This window comes from Solirubrobacter phytolaccae (genome assembly GCF_027587195.1).
Classification (GTDB): domain Bacteria; phylum Actinomycetota; class Thermoleophilia; order Solirubrobacterales; family Solirubrobacteraceae; genus Solirubrobacter; species Solirubrobacter phytolaccae.
This window is the reverse complement of the sequence record NZ_JAPDDP010000087.1, coordinates 1-17,954: the sequence shown is the minus strand read 5'-3', so window position 1 is coordinate 17,954 and position 17,954 is coordinate 1. Positions and strand designations below refer to the sequence as shown.

Here is a 17,954-nt window from a genome sequence, read left to right as displayed (position 1 = left end):
CTAGGCCAGAACAGCGTCGCGGGCCGCGTGCAGCGCGGCGAGGTCGAGCTTGCGCATGCCGAACATCGCCTGCATGGCCCGCGACGCCGCCTCCGGGTCGCCCGTGAAGAGCTGGTCGAGCCCGCGCGGCGTGACCTGCCACGAGACGCCGTAGCGGTCCTTGCACCACCCGCACGCGCCTTCGGACCCGCCGTCGGTGAGCCGCTCCCAGTAGCGGTCGATCTCGGCCTGGTCCTCGCAGACGATCTGGAGCGAGATCGCCTCGGTGAAGGAGAACTGCGGGCCGCCGTTGATGCCGACGAAGCGCTGGCCGAGCAGCTCCCACTCGACGGTCACGGGCGTGCCGGCCTTGTCGGTGCCCTCGGCGTACGGGACGACGCTGACGATCCGTGCGTCCTCGAAGATCGAGCAGTAGAACTCGGCGGCCTGCTCGGCCTCGGTGTCGAACCACAGGTTGGTGATGATGCGCTGGCTGCTCATGTCGGGTGTAACGACGCCCGGAGGCCGAACTCATCGGTGTCGTAGCCTCCGATTCATGAGCACTTGGCCGGCATTGCGCGTTGACGATTGGACCGAGACCCGCGAGACGCTCCACCGGTGGACGCAGATCGTCGGGAAGATCCGCCTCGCGCAGGCGCCGATGCTCAACCACTGGTGGCAGGTGACGCTGTACGTGACGCCGCGGGGGCTGTCGACCTCGTCGATGCCCGTCGGCGACCGCACGTTCGAGATCGAGTTCGACTTCTGCGCGCACCAGCTGCGGATCACGGTCGAGGACGGTGAGCACCGGGAGATCGCGCTCGAGCCGAAGTCGGTGGCCGCGTTCTACACGGAGGTCGTGGACGCGCTCGCCGCGCTGAACCTGGACGTGAAGATCTGGCCCGTGCCGGTGGAGATCGAGCACGCCACCCCGTTCGACCAGGACACAGAGCACGCGAGCTACGACCCGGTCGCGGCGCAGCTGTTCTGGCGTCAGCTCGTGCAGGTCGATCGCGTCCTCACGCGCTTCCGCTCGGGCTTCGCGGGCAAGGTCAGCCCGGTGCATTTCTTCTGGGGCGCGATGGACATGGCCGTCACGCGCTTCTCCGGCCGGCTTGCTCCGCGCCATCCCGGCGGCGCGCCCAACTGCGGCGACTGGGTGATGGTCGAGGGCTACTCGCACGAGCTCGCCAGCTGCGGCTTCTGGCCCGGCGGCGGTGAGGAGGGCGCGTTCTACAGCTACGCGTATCCCGAGCCCGACGGCTACGGCGCGGCACCGGTGCAGCCCGCCGAGGCGTTCTACTCCGCCGACTTCCGCCAGTTCCTGCTGCCCTACGAGGCCGTCCGCACCGCGCCCGACCCCGACGCCGCCGCGCTCGCGTTCCTGCAGAGCACCTACGACGCCGCGGCCGACCTCGGCCACTGGGACCGCGCCGCGCTCGACTACACACCGGTCGAGGGCGCGCGGCCGGCCTAGATCGCGAAGCGCGCGAGGTACTCAGGCAGGATCTCGTCCTGCACGCGGCGGGCATACGCCATCGCGTAGGGCTCGCCGCGGGGTGCCGACGCACCGCTCGTGGTCATCCGGTCGTGATGGTGGCCCAGCTCGTGCACGAGCACGTCGAGCAGCATGAACGCCCGCGCCTGCGGCTCCGTCCAGCGCACCTCGGCGAAGTCGGGATCACCGGACGGCGCGTCGGCCAACTCGACGCCGAGCGCCGTGAGCAGGTCCGCGACCTCGGCGAGCCACCGGCGGTGCGTGACCTTCCACAGGTCCTGCGGCCACGCCGTGATCACGACCACGCCGGGGTTGCTCAGGCCGAGCCACTCGGAGTTGCCGCGCCAGATCGAGATCGCCTCGAGCCCGATCGCAAGCTCGTCCCAGTCGGGCAGCAGCTCGATGAACTCGCGCAGCTGGCGGACGGTGACCACGTGGCGGTACCCCGGCCCGGGGTCCACGCGCTCGATCCGAATCTCGCTCTGGGCCCGCGCGTAGTAGTCGCCAGGATCAGGCGTCCAGTTGTTCTTCTTCTGCACCCGCCCGTCACGGACGCGCATGGCGCTCTTGCGATGGACGGGCGGCACGGCGCGCAACCGTACCGGAGCCGTGTTCAGGCGGCGATCACGCGGTCCCGCCCGCCGGCCTTGGCCACGTAGAGCGCGGCGTCGGCCTCGGCGAGCAGCTCGTCGGCCGCGAACGCGCCGCCGGACGTGGCCGCAACGCCGAAGGACATGGTCACCCGCTGCTCCTCGATCGGCTCGGTGGTCACCGCTTCGCGCAGCTCGTCGGCCAGCTTGAGGGCCTCGTCGGTGCCCGCGCCGGGGAGCAGCACGACGAACTCCTCGCCGCCGATGCGGTAGGCGAGGTCGAAGGCGCGCAGGCGGGTGCGCAGCCGGTCGGCGACCCCGACCAGCACGGCGTCGCCGCGGGCGTGGCCGTGCTCATCGTTGATGCGCTTGAAGTGGTCGATGTCCGCGACGATCGCCGCGACGTGATCGCCGGTGATCGCGGCCTGGGCGCGCAGCTCATCCAGGCGCTGCTCGAGCGCGCGGCGGTTGAGCATGCCGGTGAGGCCGTCGAGGACGGCCTCGGTGCGGTGGTCGACGTCCGAGCGCATCAGCGCGAACGAGAGGATCGACACGCCCGCCAAGGTCAAGAGGAAGCCGCTCGTGGCGTACCCGCGGGGCAGCGGCTGGCTCGGCTCGACCCCGACCGCGATGACGAGCACGAGCAGCGTGATGAAGGCGACGGCCGCGGCGACGCCACGCGCGCCGAACCGCGCCGGGACGGTGACGAGCGGGACGACCAGCCAGCTCAGCACGTAGGACTCGATCCCGCCGGTCAGGGCGACGGCGAGCGCCAGCATGCTCTGCGCGAACGCCCACGAGAGCGCGAAGCCGTACTCCGGCGTACGGACCCGCTTGGCCAGCCGACTGGCGACCAGGAGCACGACGATCGCGCCCGCAAGCATTCCCAGCGGCTGCCAGCCGAGGTGCGGGACCGCGGCCACGACACCCGCGCCCAGAAGCCCGAACGCGAGCGCACGGGGACGCCGCAGCCGCTCGTCCATGTCGAGCAGGCGGTCCCGGGCTGCGAGGTCAGGGCAGAGCCACGTCGGTTCCATCCCCCCGGATGATCGGCCCGCCCGGCCGAAGCTGGACCTCAGCCGGCGCCCGTGGCCACCGGCAGGTCGTCGTGGTTGCTCCACTGCGACCACGAGCCGGCGTACAGCGCGGCGTCGACGCCCGCGATCGCGAGCGCGGCGATCTCGTGCGCCGCGGTCACGCCCGACCCGCAGTAGACGCCCACGGGCCGCGACCCGTCGGCGCCGAGCGCCGCGAAGCGCTCCCGCAGCTCCTCCGCCGACCGGAAGCGTCCGTCCTCGGCCAGGTTCTCCGTCGTCGGCGCGCTCTCGGCGCCCGGGATGTGCCCCGCCTTGGGGTCGATCGGCTCGACCTCGCCGCGGTAGCGCTCACCCGCGCGCGCGTCGAGCAGCACGTTCGACTCGGCGAAGGCCGCCACGTCGCCCAGCGCGAGCGTGGGCAGCGCGTTCCCCTCCAGCTCGATGTCGCTCGGCACGGGCATGACGTTGTCCGTGTCCAGCGGGCCTTCCCACGCGGGGAGCGCGCCGTCGAGCAGCCGCACGTCCGGCACGCCCGCCCAGCGCAGCAGCCACCAGGCGCGCGCCGCGGCCAGGTTGCCCGCGCCGTCGTAGATCACGACCGGCCGGTCGGCGCGCACGCCCCAGCGCCGCGCCGACGCCTGCAGCATGGCGAGCGACGGCAACGGGTGCCGGCCGTCGGTCGGTGCGCCGTGCGCGGCCAGCTCGGTGTCCAGATCCACGAACACCGCGCCCGGGATGTGGCCCTTCAGGTACTCGCCGTGCCCGGGCGGTCCGCCCAGCTGCCAGCGCACGTCGAGGAGCACGACGTCGTCGAGTGCGGCGGCCAGTTCGGAAGCGGTGATCAGCACACCGCCATCGTAAGGCTCAGCCCGCTCTGACCTTCACCACCCGGGCCGACACGCCGCCCACGCTCGCGTTGCCGGCGAACGCGGCGGTGATCGCGACCGTGCCCGCGCGCGACGAGCTGAGCGTCGCCCGGTACGTGCACGCGCTCGTGACCGTCGCCGTCGTGCGCGCGACGCGCCGCGCCTTGAGCTTCGCCTCGAGCGTGACCTTGCCCGAGCACCCGTCGGCCTTCGCCACCGAGTCCGGGAGCTGCACCACCCCGCTCACCGCGAACGCGTACGGCTTACGGCGATCACGCCGCGGCACCGCTCGCAAGGTCAGCCCGCGCGCGAGCGGGCGTCGCGCCGCCGCGAGGCCACGCCGGCGAACCGTCACCCGCACCGCGGCGTCCGCGGCCAGGAAGTGCTGGTTCCCGGTGAAGTGGGCGGTGGCGACGTGCGTGCCCGGCGTCTCGAACGTCGCCCAGAAGTCGGCGCCCTCGCCCTGGCCGATGATCTCCGCGCTCCCGGCGACCGCGATCCCGTCGACCGCGGCGGTGAGCACGCCGCTCGGCCACCACGCGCTCGGGGTGAGCGACACGACCGAGACGCTGAACATCACCTCCTGCTCCAGCACTGCCGGGTTCGGTTGCGCGGACAGGGCGACCGCGGTCCCGGCCTTGGTGACGACGACCGCGCCACTGCCGCTGCTACCCACGTGGTTCGGGTCGCCCTCGTAGGTGAGGACGACGGTGTGCGTCGCCGCGGCGAGCCGTGTGACGCCGCGCGCGATCCCGTCCGGGCCGAGCAGCATCGGGACGACCGCGGCGCCGTCGATCACCACCGACACCACCCCGGTCGGCATTCCCAGCGGCGGCGTCGTCGGCGCCACCGCGGCGTCGATGGACAGCGTCTCCCCCGTCACGGGGCTCGCCGGCGCGATCCGCACGGTCGTCGTGGTGGACGCCCGCGCGACGGCGAGCTCGGTGGTGCCCGTGCTGGCCGCGAACGGGCCACGGGGCACGAACTCGGCCTTGACGACATGCCGCCCCGCCGGAAGCGGCCGGGTGTTCGTCTGCGCCACACGGTCGGTCAGCGTGATCAGCGGCCCCACCTGCCGATCGTCCACGTGGAAGCGCACGAACCCCACCGGCGCCGTCGCGGGCGCGCTGACGTTGCTCACGGTCGCGGTCATGGCGACCGTCTCCCCGTGCACCGGCTCGGTCGCCGGAACCACCACCGTCGTGGCCGTCGTGCTCTGCGCCGTCGCGCGCTCAGCGCCGACGAGCAGCACCACCGCCGTGAGCGAGCCGACGAGCGAATGCGAGACGCACATGGCCAACCTCCCGGTTGGACGACGCAGAACGCGGTACGCCGACGCTACCGCCGCGATGTTGACCGCGTCAAACTCCCGGTCGGGAAGGTGGCGGGAAGTTCCTCCCGGATGGGGCGCGTGCGGCGGGCGTCGAACACAGCATGGACAATCACCGCTCCCGCCGGCGCCCGACGCCGGCCATCATCGTCGCCTTCCTCGCGCTGTTCGTCGCCCTCACGGGCACGGCCGCCGCGGCCGTCATCATCGACAGCCCCGACGACCTCGGCGACCGCGTCGTCACCCAGCGCGCCATGGCCGCCGGCTCCGTGTCCGGCAGCCAGCTGACCGACCGCGCCGTTCACGGCGTGCACATGGTCCACCCGGTCATCCGCGCCCGCGTCCTCAAGAACGGCGACGTCCCGCTGCTCGGCTTCGAGGAGCTCGACACGCGCCGGCTCGGCCCGGGCCTCTACCAGGTCGACTTCTCCGGCTTCGATCTCGACGGCCGGACGCTGAAGAACTGCGCGATCACCGCCAACCCGCGGATCAACGTGCCGACGAACACCCCGACGTTCGCGATGGTCTCCTCCGGCGACAGCCTCACCGCCACCATCGCCGTCTATCAGGTGCTCCCCACGGGCGGCGCGAAGCTCGCCGACAACGAGTTCGACGTCGTCGCGAGCTGCTGATCGGGTCAGGACGCGAGAATCCTCGTCGTTCGTGTCGAAAACGGGGTGCCCCATTCGACGTGACGGGTGAAACCGCAACCTAGGAGGACCCCGATGAAGGTCATGGTGTTCGTGCAGATCGAGCCCAAGAACGAGACCGGCGCGATGCCCAGCGACGAGCTGCTCGAGGCGATGGGCGCCTACAACGAGGAGCTCACCAAGGCGGGCATCATGCTCGAGGCTGGTGGGCTGATGCCGACCTCCGAGGCCACTCGCGTCGCCTTCCACGGCGGCACGACGTCGGTCGTCGACGGGCCGTTCACGGAGTCCAAGGAGATCGTCGTCGGCTACTGGGTGTGGGAGGTCGGCTCGCTCGAGGAGGCGCTCGAGTGGGCCCGCCGCTGCCCGAGTGACCCCACCGACACCACGACCTCGTGGCTCGAGATCCGCCGGTGCGCCTCCCTCGAGGAGTTCCGCGAGGGGCTCTAGTGGACGGGCGGCGCTCGATCGAGGCGATCTGGCGGATCGAGTGCCCGCGCCTCGTCGCCTCGCTCACGCGCCTGCTGCGTGACGTCGGGCTGGCCGAGGAGGTCGCGCAGGACGCCTTCGTGGCGGCGCTCAAGCAGTGGCCGCGCGATGGCGTCCCCGACCGCCCGGGCGCGTGGCTCATGGCCGCCGCGCGCAACCGGGCGATCGACCGCATCCGCCGCGAGCGCGGGCGCGACGAGCGCTATGCGCTCCTGGCGGAGCCCGCGGTCGAGGACGCCCACACGCCCGAGGCGATCGGCGACGACCTGCTCGCGCTCGTCTTCGTCACGTGCCATCCGGTGCTCCCGCGCGAGTCGCGCGTGGCGTTGACGCTGCGGCTGATCGGCGGGCTGAGCACCGAGGAGGTCGCGCGGGCGTTCCTCGTGCCGTCACCGACGATCGGGCAGCGCATCTCGCGGGCGAAGCGGACGTTGGCGGAGGCGCACGTGCCGTTCGAGGTGCCGCAGGAGGACGAGCTGCCCGAGCGGCTGGCCGCGGTGCTCGAGGTCGTCTACCTCGTGTTCAACGAGGGCTACTCGGCGTCGAGCGGCGAGGCGTGGATCCGCCGCGACCTCGCGCGCGAGGCGATGCGGCTGGGGCGCGTGCTCGCCGGGCTCCTGCCGCGCGCGCCCGAGGTGCACGGGCTGGTGGCGCTGATGGAGCTGCAGGCGTCGCGGTTCGGGGCGCGCACCGCGCCGGACGGCTCGCCGGTGCCGCTCCCCGATCAGGACCGCAGGCGCTGGGACCGAACCCTGATCACGCACGGCCTCGCGGCGCTGGACCGCGCCGTGGCCTTGCGGCGGCCGCTGGGTCCGTACACGCTCCAGGCCGCGATCGCCGCCTGCCACGCGCGGGCGCGCTCGTTCGAGGAGACCGACTGGGAGGCGATCGTCGCCCTCTACGACGCGCTCGCCCAGCTCGCGCCGTCGCCGATCGTCGAGCTCAACCGCGCGATCGCGGTCCTGCACGCCGACGGGCCCGAAGCCGCGCTGGCGGCGTTGGACGCGATCGCCGGCGACCCGCGGCTTGCCCGTTACTACCTGCTCGGCGCGACCCGCGCCGACGTCCTGCGCCGCCTCGGCCGTGACGCCGAGGCGGATGAGGAGCTGCGGCGCGCCGCCGCGCTCGCGCCGACCGAGCGCGAGCGCGAGCTGCTGTTGTCGCGGACCGGCTAGCGGCATCGACGATCCACCGGGCGGCCCGACAAGCGGCGCGAGGGTCGGTCACCATTCTGTGTGGCGATGGATCGCACGCGGGCCTCGGACACGGAACGGGAGTGGATCGTCGGGCTGCTGCGCGAAGCGGCCACGAACGGCCGCATCACCGTCGAGGAGCTCGACGAGCGCTGCGCCGTCGCGTACGCCGCCAAGACGCGGGGTGAGCTCGCGGCGCTCGTCGAGGACCTGCCGCGGCCGCCGAAGCTCGGGCCCGCGCCGGCACCCCCGGCGTATCCGCCGCCGGCGCCCCGTCCCCAGGCGTTCCCGCCCCCGATCCCACCACCGCTGCCACCGTGGATCAAGCCGTGGCCCGGGCTGCGGCCGTGGCTCCCGGGCATGCAGATGTTCTCGCAGGAATGGGCGGGCGGCGCCGACCCGCGCGAGGCGGGACGCAAGGTCCTCGACCACGTCGTCCCGATCTTCACCGCCGAGGGCTACCAGCTCGTCCACCGCACCGGCGCCCAGATCGTGCTGCGCGACCGGCTCGGCAACTCCGTGACGATCGACATGACGCTCCACCCAGGCCGGACGGAGACGCACGTGTGGGGCGTGGCGTCACGCGCCATCCGCCAGGCGCTAGACCGCTTCTAGCTACGTCAGGTACTGGACGACGACGTCGCCGAGCATCGTGCGGTAGCGCTCGCGCAGCGCCGGGTCGAGCAGGTCGCGCTCGAACAGCGCCTGCCAGGTGTGGCGGTTGGCGACGCGGAAGACGCAGTACGAGCTGATGAGCATGTGCAGGTCGACGGCGTCCACGTCGTCGCGGAACTCGCCGGCCTCGCGCCCTCGCCGGAGGATGCGGTCGATCCGCTCCACGGCGGGAGCGTTGATCGCCGCGAGGGAGTCGCCCATGTGCTCGCCGCGATGGATGTTCTCGATGCTCACGAGGCGGATGAAGTCCGGGTGCGCCTCGTGGTGGTCGAACGTCAGCTCGGCGAGCCGGCGGATCGCGGCGACCGGGTCCAGGTGGTCGACGTCGACCGCGCGCTCGGCGTCGCGGATGGCGGCGTACGCGCGCTCCAGGACGGCCACGAACAGGCCTTCCTTGGAGTCGAAGTAGTAGTAGAGCATCCGCTTGGTGGTGCGCGTCCGCTCGGCGATGTCGTCCACGCGCGCCCCCGAGTAGCCGCGGGAGGCGAACTCCCTCGTGGCGACGTCGAGGATCTCGGCCCGCGTGCGCTCACGGTCGCGCGAGCGGTCGGGCGGGGTGGCGGGCCGGGCGGCCATCGCTTCCGATTCTAGGTCCGTTTGACAAATCGGCGGATCGGGGACTAACGTACTAGTTCGTACATTATGTCCCAGCGATCACATCTCGTCGGGCTCGTCGGAGCCGGCATCGACGCTTCCCTGTCCCCCGCGCTGCACGAGGCCGAGGCCTCCGCGCAAGGGCTGGACTACGAGTACCGCCTGCTCGACATCGACCAGCTGGAGCTCGACCTGCACGCGATCGTCGAGCGCGCCCGCGAGCGCGGGTACAGCGGGCTCAACGTGACGCATCCGTGCAAGCAGGACGTGGTGCAGCACCTCGACGACCTCTCCCCCGAGGCCGCGGCGCTCGACGCCGTCAACACCGTCGTGTTCGAGGAGGACGGCCGCGCCGTCGGCCACAACACGGACGCAAGCGGCTTCGCCGAGAGCTTCGCGCGCGGCCTCCCCGACGCCACGCTGGACAAGGTCGTCGTGCTCGGCGCGGGCGGCGCGGGCTCGGCCGTCGCGCACGCCGCGCTGCGCATGGGCGCGCGGGAGCTCGTGATCGTCGACACCGACTCCACCCGCGCCGCCGCGCTCGCGAACCGGCTCGGCGCGCGCACCGGCCCGCTCGACCAGCTCGAGGACGCCGACGGCCTCATCCACGCCACGCCGACCGGCATGGCCGCGCACCCCGGCCTCCCACTGGACGAGGAGCTGCTGCGGCCGGAGCTGTGGGTCGCCGAGGTCGTGTACCGGCCGCTGGAGACCGAGCTGCTGCACAAGGCGCGCGAGCACGGCTGCCGCACGCTCGACGGCGGCGGGATGGCCGTGATGCAGGCCGCGGGCGCGTTCGAGCGCTTCACCGGCGTTGCGCCGGACCGCGAGCGGATGCTGCGCCACTTCGAGCAAATCGTGGAATTGGCGGGAGCACATTGAGGCGCTCGATCGCGACCGTGTGCCTGTCGGGCACGCTCGACGAGAAGCTCCAAGCGGCGTCCGCCGCGGGCTTCGACGGCGTCGAGCTGTTCGAGGCCGACCTGATCAACTCGCCGCTCGCGCCAACGGCAGTGCGCGAGCTCGCCGACGAGCTCGGCCTGAGCATCGACCTCTACCAGCCGTTCCGCGACTTCGAAGCGGTCGCCCACCCCGACTTCCGCCGCGCCGAGGCCAAGTTCGACGTGATGGAGGCGCTCGGCGCGCCGACCATGCTCGTGTGCTCGAACGTGCGACCGGACGCGATCGACGACGACGCGCTGGCGGCCGAGCACCTCCACGCGCTCGCGGCGCGCGCCCACGAGCGCGGCCTGAAGATCGCCTACGAGGCGCTCGCCTGGGGCCGCCACGTGAGCACCTACGACCACGCGTGGCGGATCGTCGAGCAGGCCGACCACCCCGCGCTCGGCACGTGCCTGGACTCGTTCCACATCCTCAGCCGCGGCACCGACCTCGCCACGATCGACCGCATCCCCGGCGAGAAGATCTTCTACCTCCAGCTCGCCGACGCGCCGCGGAAGGCGATGGACGTGCTCCAGTGGAGCCGCCACTACCGCTGCTTCCCCGGCCAGGGCGCGCTGGACGTCGCCGGCCTGCTGCGCCGCGTGCTCGCCACGGGCTACGACGGCCCGCTCTCGCTCGAGGTCTTCAACGACGTCTTCCGCCAGGCCGACGCGCGCCGCACCGCGATCGACGCGATGCGCTCGCTGATCCTGCTCGAGCAGACGCCACTTCCCGCCCCCGCGCCGCTGCACGGGTTCGCGTTCGTGGAGATCGGCGTCGACGCGGACTCCGCGCCGGACCTGGAGGCGCTGCTGCGCGCGATGGGCTTCGCGCACGCGGGCCCGCACCGCTCCAAGCCAGTGCAGCTGTGGGAGCACGGGGCCATTCGCGTCGTGCTCAACCACGGCGCCGGCGAGGACGACCCCGAAGTGGTGGCTATCGCGGTCACGAGCGAAGACCCCGCCGCCTCCGCCGAGCGCGCCCACGCGCTGCTCGCCCCGAGCCTCGAGCGCCGCCGCGGCACCGGCGAGGCCGACTTGACCGCGGTCGCCGCGCCCGACGGCACCGCCGTGTTCTTCTGCGGCAGCGACTGGCTGGGCGACTTCCTGCCGACCGGCGAGCCCGCCACCGACGGCGTCCCGATCGAGCGCATCGACCACATCACGCTCGCGCAGCCCTTCGAGGCCTTCGACGAGGCCGGGCTCTTCTACCGCTCCGTGCTCGACCTGGAGCCGAGCGAGAGCGCCGAGCTGGCCGCGCCCGACGGGCTGGTGCGCAGCCGTGCCTACGCCGGCGGCGACGTCCGCGTCGTGCTCAACGTGCCCGCGCTGGCCGGTCACGAGCGGACGGAGCTCCAGCACGTGGCCTTCGCGACCGACGACGCGCTCGCCACCGCCCGTGCGCTGCGCGACCGCGGCGTCCCGCTGCTCGAGGTTCCCGACAACTACTACGACGACCTGGAGGCGCGGCTCGATCTCGACGCCGCCCATCTGCGGGAGCTCGGGGTGCTGTACGACCGCACGCCCGAGGGAGAGCTCCTGCACTTCTACATCGCCCCGATCGGCGGGCGCGTGTTCTTCGAGGTGCTCGAGCGCCGTGGTGGCTATCGCGGCTACGGCGCCCTGAACTCATCAGTCCGCATGGCTGCGCAAAGCAGAGGAGAGAGACATGCAGAAGGTGCTGGAGCCTGAACCCGTCACCACGGGACGATTCGCGCGAGGAGAGCGTTCGGAGGAGCGCCAGCTGCCCGATCCGCCGCCGCTGCGCAAGCTGCTCGGCCCGAGCGTGATCCTGGTCGGCGTCGGCGTCGCCAGTGGCGAGTACATCCTCTTCCCCTACATCGCCTCCCAGGCCGGGCTCGTGTTCCTGTGGGCGGCCGTGGTCGGCGTGGCGGTGCAGTTCTTCATCAACATGGAGATCGAGCGCTACACGCTCGCGACGGGCGAGACCGCGATCGGCTCCTTCCAGCGGCTGTGGCGGCCGTGGGGCGGCATCCTCGCCGCCGGCGCGATCCTGGCGACGATGTGGCCCGGCTGGGCGACGAGCGCCGCGACCGTGTTCACCTTCGCGGTCGGTGGCGGTGACCCGAACCTGATCGCGATCGGCATCCTGGTCGTGATCGGGGCGATCCTGACGGCGAGTCCGGTCGTCTACAACACGGTCGAGAAGCTGCAGTTCATCAAGGTCGGCGCGATCCTGGTGTTCATGGTCATCGCCATCTTCGCGGCGATCAAGGCCACCGCGTTCGAGGACTCCACGGCCGTGGTCACGAGCTTCGGCTCGTTCCCGGGCGAGATCCAGCTCGCGATCCTCGTCGGCGCGCTCGCCGCCGCCGGCGCGGGCGGCGCGAACAACCTCGTGCAGAGCAACTGGATCCGCGACAAGGGCTTCGGCATGGGGAAGTACGTCCCGCGCATCGTCTCCCCCATCACCGGTCAGGAAGAGGCCGCCCCGGAAGCGGACCGCCTCTCGTTCCCGACCGACGAGGCGAACATGAGCCGCTGGAACGAGTGGTGGAAGCGCGCGAACCTCGAGCAGTTCGTGTCCTTCGCCTGCGTCGCGACGATCACGATCTGCGTCTTCTCGCTGCTCGCGTACTCGACCGTCTTCCAGAACCCGGACCTGCCCGACTCGAGCGGCTTCGACTTCATCTCGCTCGAGGCGTCGGTGCTCGACGGCGCGGTCGGCAGCTGGTTCGGCACGATGTTCCTGGCGGTCGGCGCGATCTCGCTGTTCGCCGCCGCTCTGGGCATCGTCGACTACGTCTCGCGGCTCGTCGCCGACGTGCTGCACACGCGCGAGTCCAAGTGGTCGGAGTCGCGCATGTACTTCACGGTCGTCTGGACGATGATCACGTTCGGCTCGGCGATCCTGCTGCTCGGGTTCGACCAGCCGCTCGTGCTGCTCACGATCTCGACCGTGATGGGCGGCGCGATCATGACCGTCTACACGATCCTGCTCCTGATCACGAACCGGCGCTACCTGCCGAAGGCCATCCAGCTCGGCGGCTACCGGCGCGTGATCCTCGTCGCGTCCGTGCTGCTGCTCGGCACGTGCACGATCATCGTCGCCCTCAACGAGGCGAAGAAGCTGGTGTGAGTACCGCGCCGCGGCGGCCGGGGATGAGCAGGACCGACGCCGCGGCGACCAACGCGCCGCCCGCGCTGAGGATGAACGCGAGCGTGAAGCCCGAGTCCTCGACGCCCGTGGCGATCACGTGCGAGGCGATGATCACGCCCGCGATCTGAGCACCGACGGCGGAGCCGACGTTGCGGATGATCGTGTTCACGCCGATCGCCTCGCCGGTCTCCTTCGCCTCGACGGCGTTGACGATCAGGTTCGGGATCGAGGCGAACGCGATGCCGACGCCCGCGAACATCAGCGCGGACCAGACGATCACCAGCGCGGGCGAGCCGTGGGCGAAGGCCATGCCGATCAAGGCCGCGCCGACGATCAGGCAGCCGACGAAGAACGGCGGCTTGGAGCCGAAGCGCTCACCCGCCTTGCCGACGAACGGCGCGATCAGCAGCGACAAGAGGCTGCCCGGGGCGAGCAGCAGGCCGGCCTGCGTGGCGGAGAGCCCGAAGCCCGCGCCCTCGCCGCCGTCGGGCAGCTGCGCGAGCTGCGGCACCAGCACGAAGGTGGCGATCATCGCCGAGCCGATCAGGAAGGTCGAGATGTTCGTCGTCAGCACCGGACGCCGGGCGAGCGTCTTCATGTTCACGAGCGGTGCCTTGTGGCGCGACTCGAAGACGCCGAACGCCGCCAGCACGACAAGGCCGGCGGCGATCAGGCCGAGCGTGTCGAACGAGCCCCAGCCCCATTCGGCGCCGCGGGAGATCGCGATCAGCAGCGCGGTCAGGCCGACGGCGAGGATGCCGGCGCCCACGAAGTCGACGCGGCCGGGGGTGCGGATCGGCGACTCCGGCACGAACTTGACCGTCGTGATCGTGGCGAGCACGCCCATGATCGCGGCGACGATGAAGATCCAGTGGTAGCCGGGACCGTCGACGAGGACGCCGCCGAGCGGGAGGCCGATGCCGGATCCGATCGCGGAGATCGCGCCGAGCAGCGCGATGGCGGTCGGCACCCGGTTGGCCGGGAACTCGTCGCGGATGATGCCGAAGGAGAGCGGGAGGACACCGCCGCCCAGGCCCTGTAGACCGCGGCCGACGATCATCAGCGCGAGCGAGTCGGAGAACGCGCAGACCACCGAGCCGACCGCGAACAGCGCGAGGGAGATCGCCAGGAAGCGCTCCTTGCCGAACATGTCGCCGAGCTTGCCGAAGATCGGCGTGGCGATCGAAGCGACGAGGAGGTACGCCGTGACCATCCACGCGATGCCGCTCGCGGACGCGTTCAGCTCTTTCTGCATCTCCCCCAGCGCGGGGATGACCGTCGTCTGCGCGAGCACGAACGCGAGCGTGCCGACGCCGAGGATGGCCAGCGTGCGACCGGGCGATTGGCGGTTGTCTTCTGCGTGTTCCATGGCGGGGACCCTCTGAGCGAAGTAATGACTGCGGTACTGGCAACAGGGCAAGGTAGCACGAAAACGCAGTCATGACTTCGGTATCTTGGGTGGCGTGTCGACCCCTCCGAAGCGCCGCGACGCCGCTCGCAACCGGGAGCGGCTGCTCGACGCCGCCGCGAACGCCTTCCGCGAGGAGGGTCTGGGCGCGAGCGTGAACGTGATCGCGGTGAGCGCGGGCGTGAACGTGGCCACGCTGTACCGCCACTTCCCCACCAAGGACGACCTCGTCGCGGCCGTCCTGGACACGATCCTGGAGCCAGTGGAGCGCGCGCGGGACCAGGCGCTGGCCGCCGACGCACCGGTGCTCGCCGCGTTCATCCACGAGGCGGTCCGCGAGCAGCGCTCCCACCACGGGCTGGTCGACGCGCTCGCGCGTGACCCCGCCACGGCGCCCGCGCTCTCACGCCTGCGCGAGCCGGCGGTCGCGATCGTGGAGCCGATCGTCGAGCGCGCGCACGCCGACGGCGAGCTGCGGCCGGACTTCGGCGCCGAGGACGTGCTCGTCGCCCTGCGGATGATCGGCGCCACGGCGCGCCCCGGGCTCGACGTGGACCGCTACATCGAGGTCGTTCTGCGCGGCCTGCGACCCTGAACGTCGTGACCGCAGATCTCCGCCGCTCCCTCCTGGAGCTTCACCGCCTGCTCCTCGACGTCCAGCGCCGCCAGGTCGAGCGCATCAGCGGACGCATGAGCGCCGCCGAGCTGCTCCAGGCCGCCACCGACGACCTCCGCTTCAGCTGGATCACCGAGCTGTTCAAGCCGATCGCCGCGCTCGACGAAGCCCATCACGACGGCGACGACGCGGCCGTCGAGCGCGCGACCGAGCAGATCCGCGCGCTGCTGGTCGAGCCCGCCCCGGACAGCGGCTTCGGCCGTCGCTACCTGCAGGTGCTGCAGGACGAGCCCGCCGTCGTGCTCGTCCACCGCGACGTGACCGCCGCACTCTGATGTGAACGATCGGTGACCAAGCTCCCGAAAGTGGACTGACGGGGTACACGGGGCGGCGTGCATCGCCGCCTCACCCGTCGGGAGCTGGTCGTCGCCGCGTCTGTCGCGGGCGCGTACGCCTTCGTTCCCAAAGCGTTCGGCCGGATCGTCGAACGCCCCGCCGAGCCCGGGCCGGGCCGCTTCCTCGACGGCGTCGCCTCGGGCGAGCCGTCGCACGACGCCGTCACCTTCTGGTCGCGGCTGTCGACCGAGCGCCCGGTCAGCGGCGCGCGGCTGATCGTCGCCGCCGACGAGGGCCTGTCGCGCACCGTCGCCACGGTCGTCGTGCCCACGAGCCGCAGCGTCGACGGCACGCTCAAGTGCCGTGTGAACGGGCTGGAGCCGGGGCGGCACTACTGGTACGTGTGGGAGGGCACGGAGGACGTCTCCCCAGTCGGGCGCACGAAGACGGCGCCGGCACCGGACTCGCGGGCGGCGGTCGCGGTCGGGTTCTCGAGCTGCCAGAACTACGCCGACGGCTACTTCAACGCGCACCGCGACGCGGCGGGCACGGACCTCGACCTGTACGTGTTCCTCGGCGACTACACGTACGAGTACGACGAGCCCGAGGGGCTGCGGCCTGACGTCGCCAGCACCGACCTGCACACGTACCGCTCCAAGCTCCAGCTCTACCGGCAGGACCCGGATCTGCGCGAGCTCCACCGCCTGCATCCGGTCGTGCACATCTGGGACGACCACGAGGTCGCCGACAACTACTCCGACGGCGATCCGGCACCGTCGGCGTTGCAGCGTGACGCGGGCTACCGCGCGTCGTTCGAGTGGCTGCCGCGGATGGCGATGCCGTCCGAGCGCACGCGGATCTACAAGTCGTTGAAGCTTGGGCGGACGGCCGAGCTCGCGCTGCTCGACCAGCGCCAGTACCGGACCGCGTCGCCGAAGTCGATGCTCGGCCGCCCCCAGCTCGACTGGCTGAAGTCGTCGTTGAGCGCCTCCGACGCGCGCTGGAAGCTGATCGGCAACCAGGCGATGTTCACGCCGCTGCGCGTGGCGAACGCGATCCCGGTGAACACGGACCAGTGGGACGGCTACGTGGACGAGCGCGCCGAGCTCGAGGCGCACATCGCGGGCGGGATCGACGACGTCGTCTTCCTCACCGGCGACATCCACCTGTTCGTCGCCGCCGACACGCGCGTGCTGCCGAGCCAGTCGTTCGCGACGGAGTACGTCGGCGGCTCGGTCACGTCGACCGGGCTGCCGGACGCGCTGGAGGGGATCGACGAGCCGGTGATCATCGCCAACAACCTGAACATGCGCTACTTCGACGGCACCGCGCACGGCTGGGCGCGAGCCGAGATCGGCGACGCCGGGATGGACGTCGAGTACCGCGCCAGCGACATCACGACCAAGGGCGCGCCGGCCCGGACGCTCGCGCGCTTCCACCAGACGGCGGGCGAGAACCGGGTCGAGTCGGCGGGGTCCTCGGCGGCGCCGAAGGCACGCGGGTCGGCCGCGCCGCGAAAGCGAACGCTGCAGAAGGCGATCCAGCGCGATCTGAACCGGAGGACGCGATGAACGCGACGACGATGGCGCGCCCGGGCGCGACCGCGGCGGGACACGCGGGCGGCGGACGATGAGCGCGGCCGTGGTTCTCGCCGCGCTCGCCCTCGCGGCGCCCGCGAACGACGCGCCGGCGGGAGCGACCGCGTTCCAGTCCGTGACCGCCGAGAACGGCGCGGTGACCGAGCGCGAGGCGCAGGCCAACCTCGACGGCGCGACCCCGGACGCGGGCGTGCCGCGGTGCCTGGGGTCGGCCAGCTTCGAGCGCACCGTGTGGTTCCGCGTCGAGGCGGCGGGCGTGCCGCGGCGCGTGAAGGTCGAGGCGACGGGCCCGACCACGACGCCGCCGGACCTCGCCGCGTTCGTCCAGGGGGCGAACGGCGTGGAGGCGTTGGCCGAGCCGCAGGCGTGCGACGGCGTCGGCTCGCCCGTCGCGGACGCCGGCGAGGGCGCGTCGGTGGTCGATCTGCACGTCCCCGCCGGTCGTCAGGTGCTGATCCAGGCCGGCGGGCGCGAGGCGGATCGGCTGCTGCTGAGCCTGGCGACGACGGACCTCACCCCGCTTGCCGCTCCACCCGGCGATCACGCCGCGCAGGCCCCGCTCGGGCCGGGAACGATCCCGCTGGCGGGCGCGACGCTGACCGAGGAAGACCCGGCGCAGCCGGCCTGCCCGGCGGCCGCGTCCGTGTGGCGCCGCATCGACGTGCCGGTCGCCGGCCGCGTGCGGCTCGTGGCCACGGGTGCCGCGACATTGACCGCGTTCGCGGGCGGTGAGGCGCTGGCCTGCGCGGACCGCCGCCGCGCGTCGGTCGAGCTGACGGTAGACGCGCCCGCGGGCCCGCTGCTCGTGCGGCTCGGCGCGGACACGTGGACCGCGCCGGACGCGACGCTCGCCGTGGCCACCCCGGTCGCGGGCAGCGCGCCGCCGCCAGGCGCCGCGCCGTGCGCCGACAAGACGCGCCCGACCGTGAAGCTGGCGAGCACGCGCACCCTGACGCGCCCGCGCGGCGCGGCCGCCGCCCCGGCCGCGGGCGACATCGCCGCCGCGCGACTCGCCGACACGGCCCGCGTCGCC

Annotated in this window: 18 protein-coding genes and 1 pseudogene; 12 read left to right on the top strand and 7 right to left on the bottom strand. The window is 72.3% G+C overall.

Going from position 1 to position 17,954, the window contains the following annotated elements; genetic code table 11:
• A complete protein-coding gene (locus tag OJ997_RS31120) occupies positions 1 to 480 on the bottom strand; it encodes a VOC family protein (RefSeq protein WP_270029262.1) in 480 nt (159 codons plus the stop codon).
• 55 nt (positions 481 to 535) lie between these two features.
• Between OJ997_RS31120 and OJ997_RS31115 the strand changes: the two genes are divergently transcribed.
• Positions 536 to 1,456, top strand: a complete 921-nt coding sequence (locus OJ997_RS31115; RefSeq protein ID WP_270029261.1) for a DUF5996 family protein — start codon at positions 536 to 538, stop codon at positions 1,454 to 1,456.
• On the opposite strand, the gene OJ997_RS31110 is transcribed toward OJ997_RS31115, so the two are convergent.
• From OJ997_RS31110 to OJ997_RS31095, 4 genes are read right to left on the bottom strand one after another with little or no spacing between them, the layout of a single operon-like run.
• A complete protein-coding gene (locus tag OJ997_RS31110) occupies positions 1,453 to 2,064 on the bottom strand; it encodes a hypothetical protein (protein WP_270029260.1) in 612 nt (203 codons plus the stop codon). The genes OJ997_RS31115 and OJ997_RS31110 overlap by 4 nt on opposite strands.
• Before the next feature lie 26 nt (positions 2,065 to 2,090).
• Positions 2,091 to 3,104 (bottom strand): GGDEF domain-containing protein, encoded by a 1,014-nt coding sequence (locus OJ997_RS31105; RefSeq protein WP_270029259.1) that lies wholly within the window; start codon positions 3,102 to 3,104, stop codon positions 2,091 to 2,093.
• A gap of 38 nt (positions 3,105 to 3,142) precedes the next feature.
• Positions 3,143 to 3,949 carry a sulfurtransferase gene (locus OJ997_RS31100; RefSeq protein ID WP_272600479.1) on the bottom strand — a complete coding sequence of 269 codons (807 nt, stop codon included), beginning with the start codon at positions 3,947 to 3,949 and terminating at the stop codon, positions 3,143 to 3,145.
• 19 nt (positions 3,950 to 3,968) lie between these two features.
• Positions 3,969 to 5,264, bottom strand: coding sequence for an Ig-like domain-containing protein (locus tag OJ997_RS31095; RefSeq protein WP_270029257.1), 1,296 nt, complete (start codon positions 5,262 to 5,264; stop codon positions 3,969 to 3,971).
• Between the two features lie 140 nt (positions 5,265 to 5,404).
• On the opposite strand from OJ997_RS31095, the gene OJ997_RS31090 reads away from it, so the two are divergent.
• The 4 genes from OJ997_RS31090 to OJ997_RS31075 all read left to right on the top strand — a co-directional run bounded on the left by OJ997_RS31090 (position 5,405) and on the right by OJ997_RS31075 (position 8,247).
• Positions 5,405 to 5,932, top strand: a complete 528-nt coding sequence (locus OJ997_RS31090) for a hypothetical protein (RefSeq protein ID WP_270029256.1) — start codon at positions 5,405 to 5,407, stop codon at positions 5,930 to 5,932.
• Between the two features lie 93 nt (positions 5,933 to 6,025).
• Positions 6,026 to 6,400 (top strand): YciI family protein, encoded by a 375-nt coding sequence (locus tag OJ997_RS31085; protein ID WP_270029255.1) that lies wholly within the window; start codon positions 6,026 to 6,028, stop codon positions 6,398 to 6,400.
• Positions 6,400 to 7,614 (top strand): RNA polymerase sigma factor, encoded by a 1,215-nt coding sequence (locus OJ997_RS31080; RefSeq protein ID WP_270029254.1) that lies wholly within the window; start codon positions 6,400 to 6,402, stop codon positions 7,612 to 7,614. The genes OJ997_RS31085 and OJ997_RS31080 overlap by 1 nt, the downstream gene beginning before the upstream one ends.
• Positions 7,615 to 7,680: 66 nt before the next feature.
• On the top strand, positions 7,681 to 8,247 hold the full coding sequence (locus tag OJ997_RS31075; RefSeq protein ID WP_270029253.1) for a DUF1707 SHOCT-like domain-containing protein: 567 nt from the start codon (positions 7,681 to 7,683) through the stop codon (positions 8,245 to 8,247).
• Here the strand turns inward: OJ997_RS31075 and OJ997_RS31070 are convergent, their stop codons facing one another.
• Positions 8,248 to 8,883, bottom strand: coding sequence for a TetR/AcrR family transcriptional regulator (locus OJ997_RS31070; protein ID WP_270029252.1), 636 nt, complete (start codon positions 8,881 to 8,883; stop codon positions 8,248 to 8,250).
• 66 nt (positions 8,884 to 8,949) lie between these two features.
• Here OJ997_RS31070 and OJ997_RS31065 point away from each other — a divergent pair, with 66 nt between their 5' ends.
• Genes OJ997_RS31065 through OJ997_RS31055 form a run of 3 tightly spaced genes read left to right on the top strand, consistent with a single transcriptional unit; the run spans position 8,950 to position 12,942 of the window.
• Complete coding sequence (locus tag OJ997_RS31065; RefSeq protein ID WP_270029251.1) at positions 8,950 to 9,783, top strand: shikimate dehydrogenase; 834 nt, start codon at positions 8,950 to 8,952, stop codon at positions 9,781 to 9,783.
• Positions 9,780 to 11,534, top strand: coding sequence for a bifunctional sugar phosphate isomerase/epimerase/4-hydroxyphenylpyruvate dioxygenase family protein (locus OJ997_RS31060; protein ID WP_270029250.1), 1,755 nt, complete (start codon positions 9,780 to 9,782; stop codon positions 11,532 to 11,534). Before OJ997_RS31065 ends, OJ997_RS31060 begins: the two co-directional genes overlap by 4 nt.
• The gene (locus OJ997_RS31055) at positions 11,512 to 12,942 is read left to right on the top strand and encodes an Nramp family divalent metal transporter (RefSeq protein ID WP_270029249.1); all 1,431 of its coding nucleotides are present in this window, start codon (positions 11,512 to 11,514) and stop codon (positions 12,940 to 12,942) included. Before OJ997_RS31060 ends, OJ997_RS31055 begins: the two co-directional genes overlap by 23 nt.
• On the opposite strand, the gene OJ997_RS31050 is transcribed toward OJ997_RS31055, so the two are convergent.
• Entirely contained in the window at positions 12,917 to 14,332 is a 1,416-nt protein-coding gene (locus tag OJ997_RS31050; RefSeq protein WP_270029248.1) for an MFS transporter, read from the bottom strand. The genes OJ997_RS31055 and OJ997_RS31050 overlap by 26 nt on opposite strands.
• A 94-nt stretch (positions 14,333 to 14,426) precedes the next feature.
• Between OJ997_RS31050 and OJ997_RS31045 the strand changes: the two genes are divergently transcribed.
• The 4 genes and pseudogenes from OJ997_RS31045 to OJ997_RS31030 form a co-directional block, all read left to right on the top strand.
• Complete coding sequence (locus tag OJ997_RS31045) at positions 14,427 to 14,966, top strand: TetR/AcrR family transcriptional regulator (protein WP_270029247.1); 540 nt, start codon at positions 14,427 to 14,429, stop codon at positions 14,964 to 14,966.
• 5 nt (positions 14,967 to 14,971) lie between these two features.
• Positions 14,972 to 15,322 (top strand): hypothetical protein, encoded by a 351-nt coding sequence (locus OJ997_RS31040; RefSeq protein ID WP_270029246.1) that lies wholly within the window; start codon positions 14,972 to 14,974, stop codon positions 15,320 to 15,322.
• Positions 15,323 to 15,379: 57 nt separating this feature from the next.
• Positions 15,380 to 16,894, top strand: a complete 1,515-nt coding sequence (locus tag OJ997_RS31035; protein WP_270029245.1) for an alkaline phosphatase D family protein — start codon at positions 15,380 to 15,382, stop codon at positions 16,892 to 16,894.
• Between the two features lie 58 nt (positions 16,895 to 16,952).
• Positions 16,953 to 17,954, top strand: a pseudogene (locus OJ997_RS31030) (hypothetical protein); the annotation flags it as partial.

Excerpts from the sequence above, each read along its gene's own strand:
- OJ997_RS31075 (WP_270029253.1), top strand. The coding sequence starts at position 7,681 with ATGGATCGCACGCGGGCCTCGGACACGGAACGGGAGTGGATCGTCGGG.
- OJ997_RS31120 (WP_270029262.1), bottom strand. The coding sequence starts at position 480 with ATGAGCAGCCAGCGCATCATCACCAACCTGTGGTTCGACACCGAGGCC.
- OJ997_RS31090 (WP_270029256.1), top strand. The coding sequence starts at position 5,405 with ATGGACAATCACCGCTCCCGCCGGCGCCCGACGCCGGCCATCATCGTC.
- OJ997_RS31070 (WP_270029252.1), bottom strand. The coding sequence starts at position 8,883 with ATGGCCGCCCGGCCCGCCACCCCGCCCGACCGCTCGCGCGACCGTGAG.
- OJ997_RS31095 (WP_270029257.1), bottom strand. The coding sequence starts at position 5,264 with ATGTGCGTCTCGCATTCGCTCGTCGGCTCGCTCACGGCGGTGGTGCTG.
- OJ997_RS31065 (WP_270029251.1), top strand. The coding sequence starts at position 8,950 with ATGTCCCAGCGATCACATCTCGTCGGGCTCGTCGGAGCCGGCATCGAC.
- OJ997_RS31055 (WP_270029249.1), top strand. The coding sequence starts at position 11,512 with ATGCAGAAGGTGCTGGAGCCTGAACCCGTCACCACGGGACGATTCGCG.
- OJ997_RS31115 (WP_270029261.1), top strand. The coding sequence starts at position 536 with ATGAGCACTTGGCCGGCATTGCGCGTTGACGATTGGACCGAGACCCGC.
- OJ997_RS31105 (WP_270029259.1), bottom strand. The coding sequence starts at position 3,104 with ATGGAACCGACGTGGCTCTGCCCTGACCTCGCAGCCCGGGACCGCCTG.
- OJ997_RS31050 (WP_270029248.1), bottom strand. The coding sequence starts at position 14,332 with ATGGAACACGCAGAAGACAACCGCCAATCGCCCGGTCGCACGCTGGCC.
- OJ997_RS31085 (WP_270029255.1), top strand. The coding sequence starts at position 6,026 with ATGAAGGTCATGGTGTTCGTGCAGATCGAGCCCAAGAACGAGACCGGC.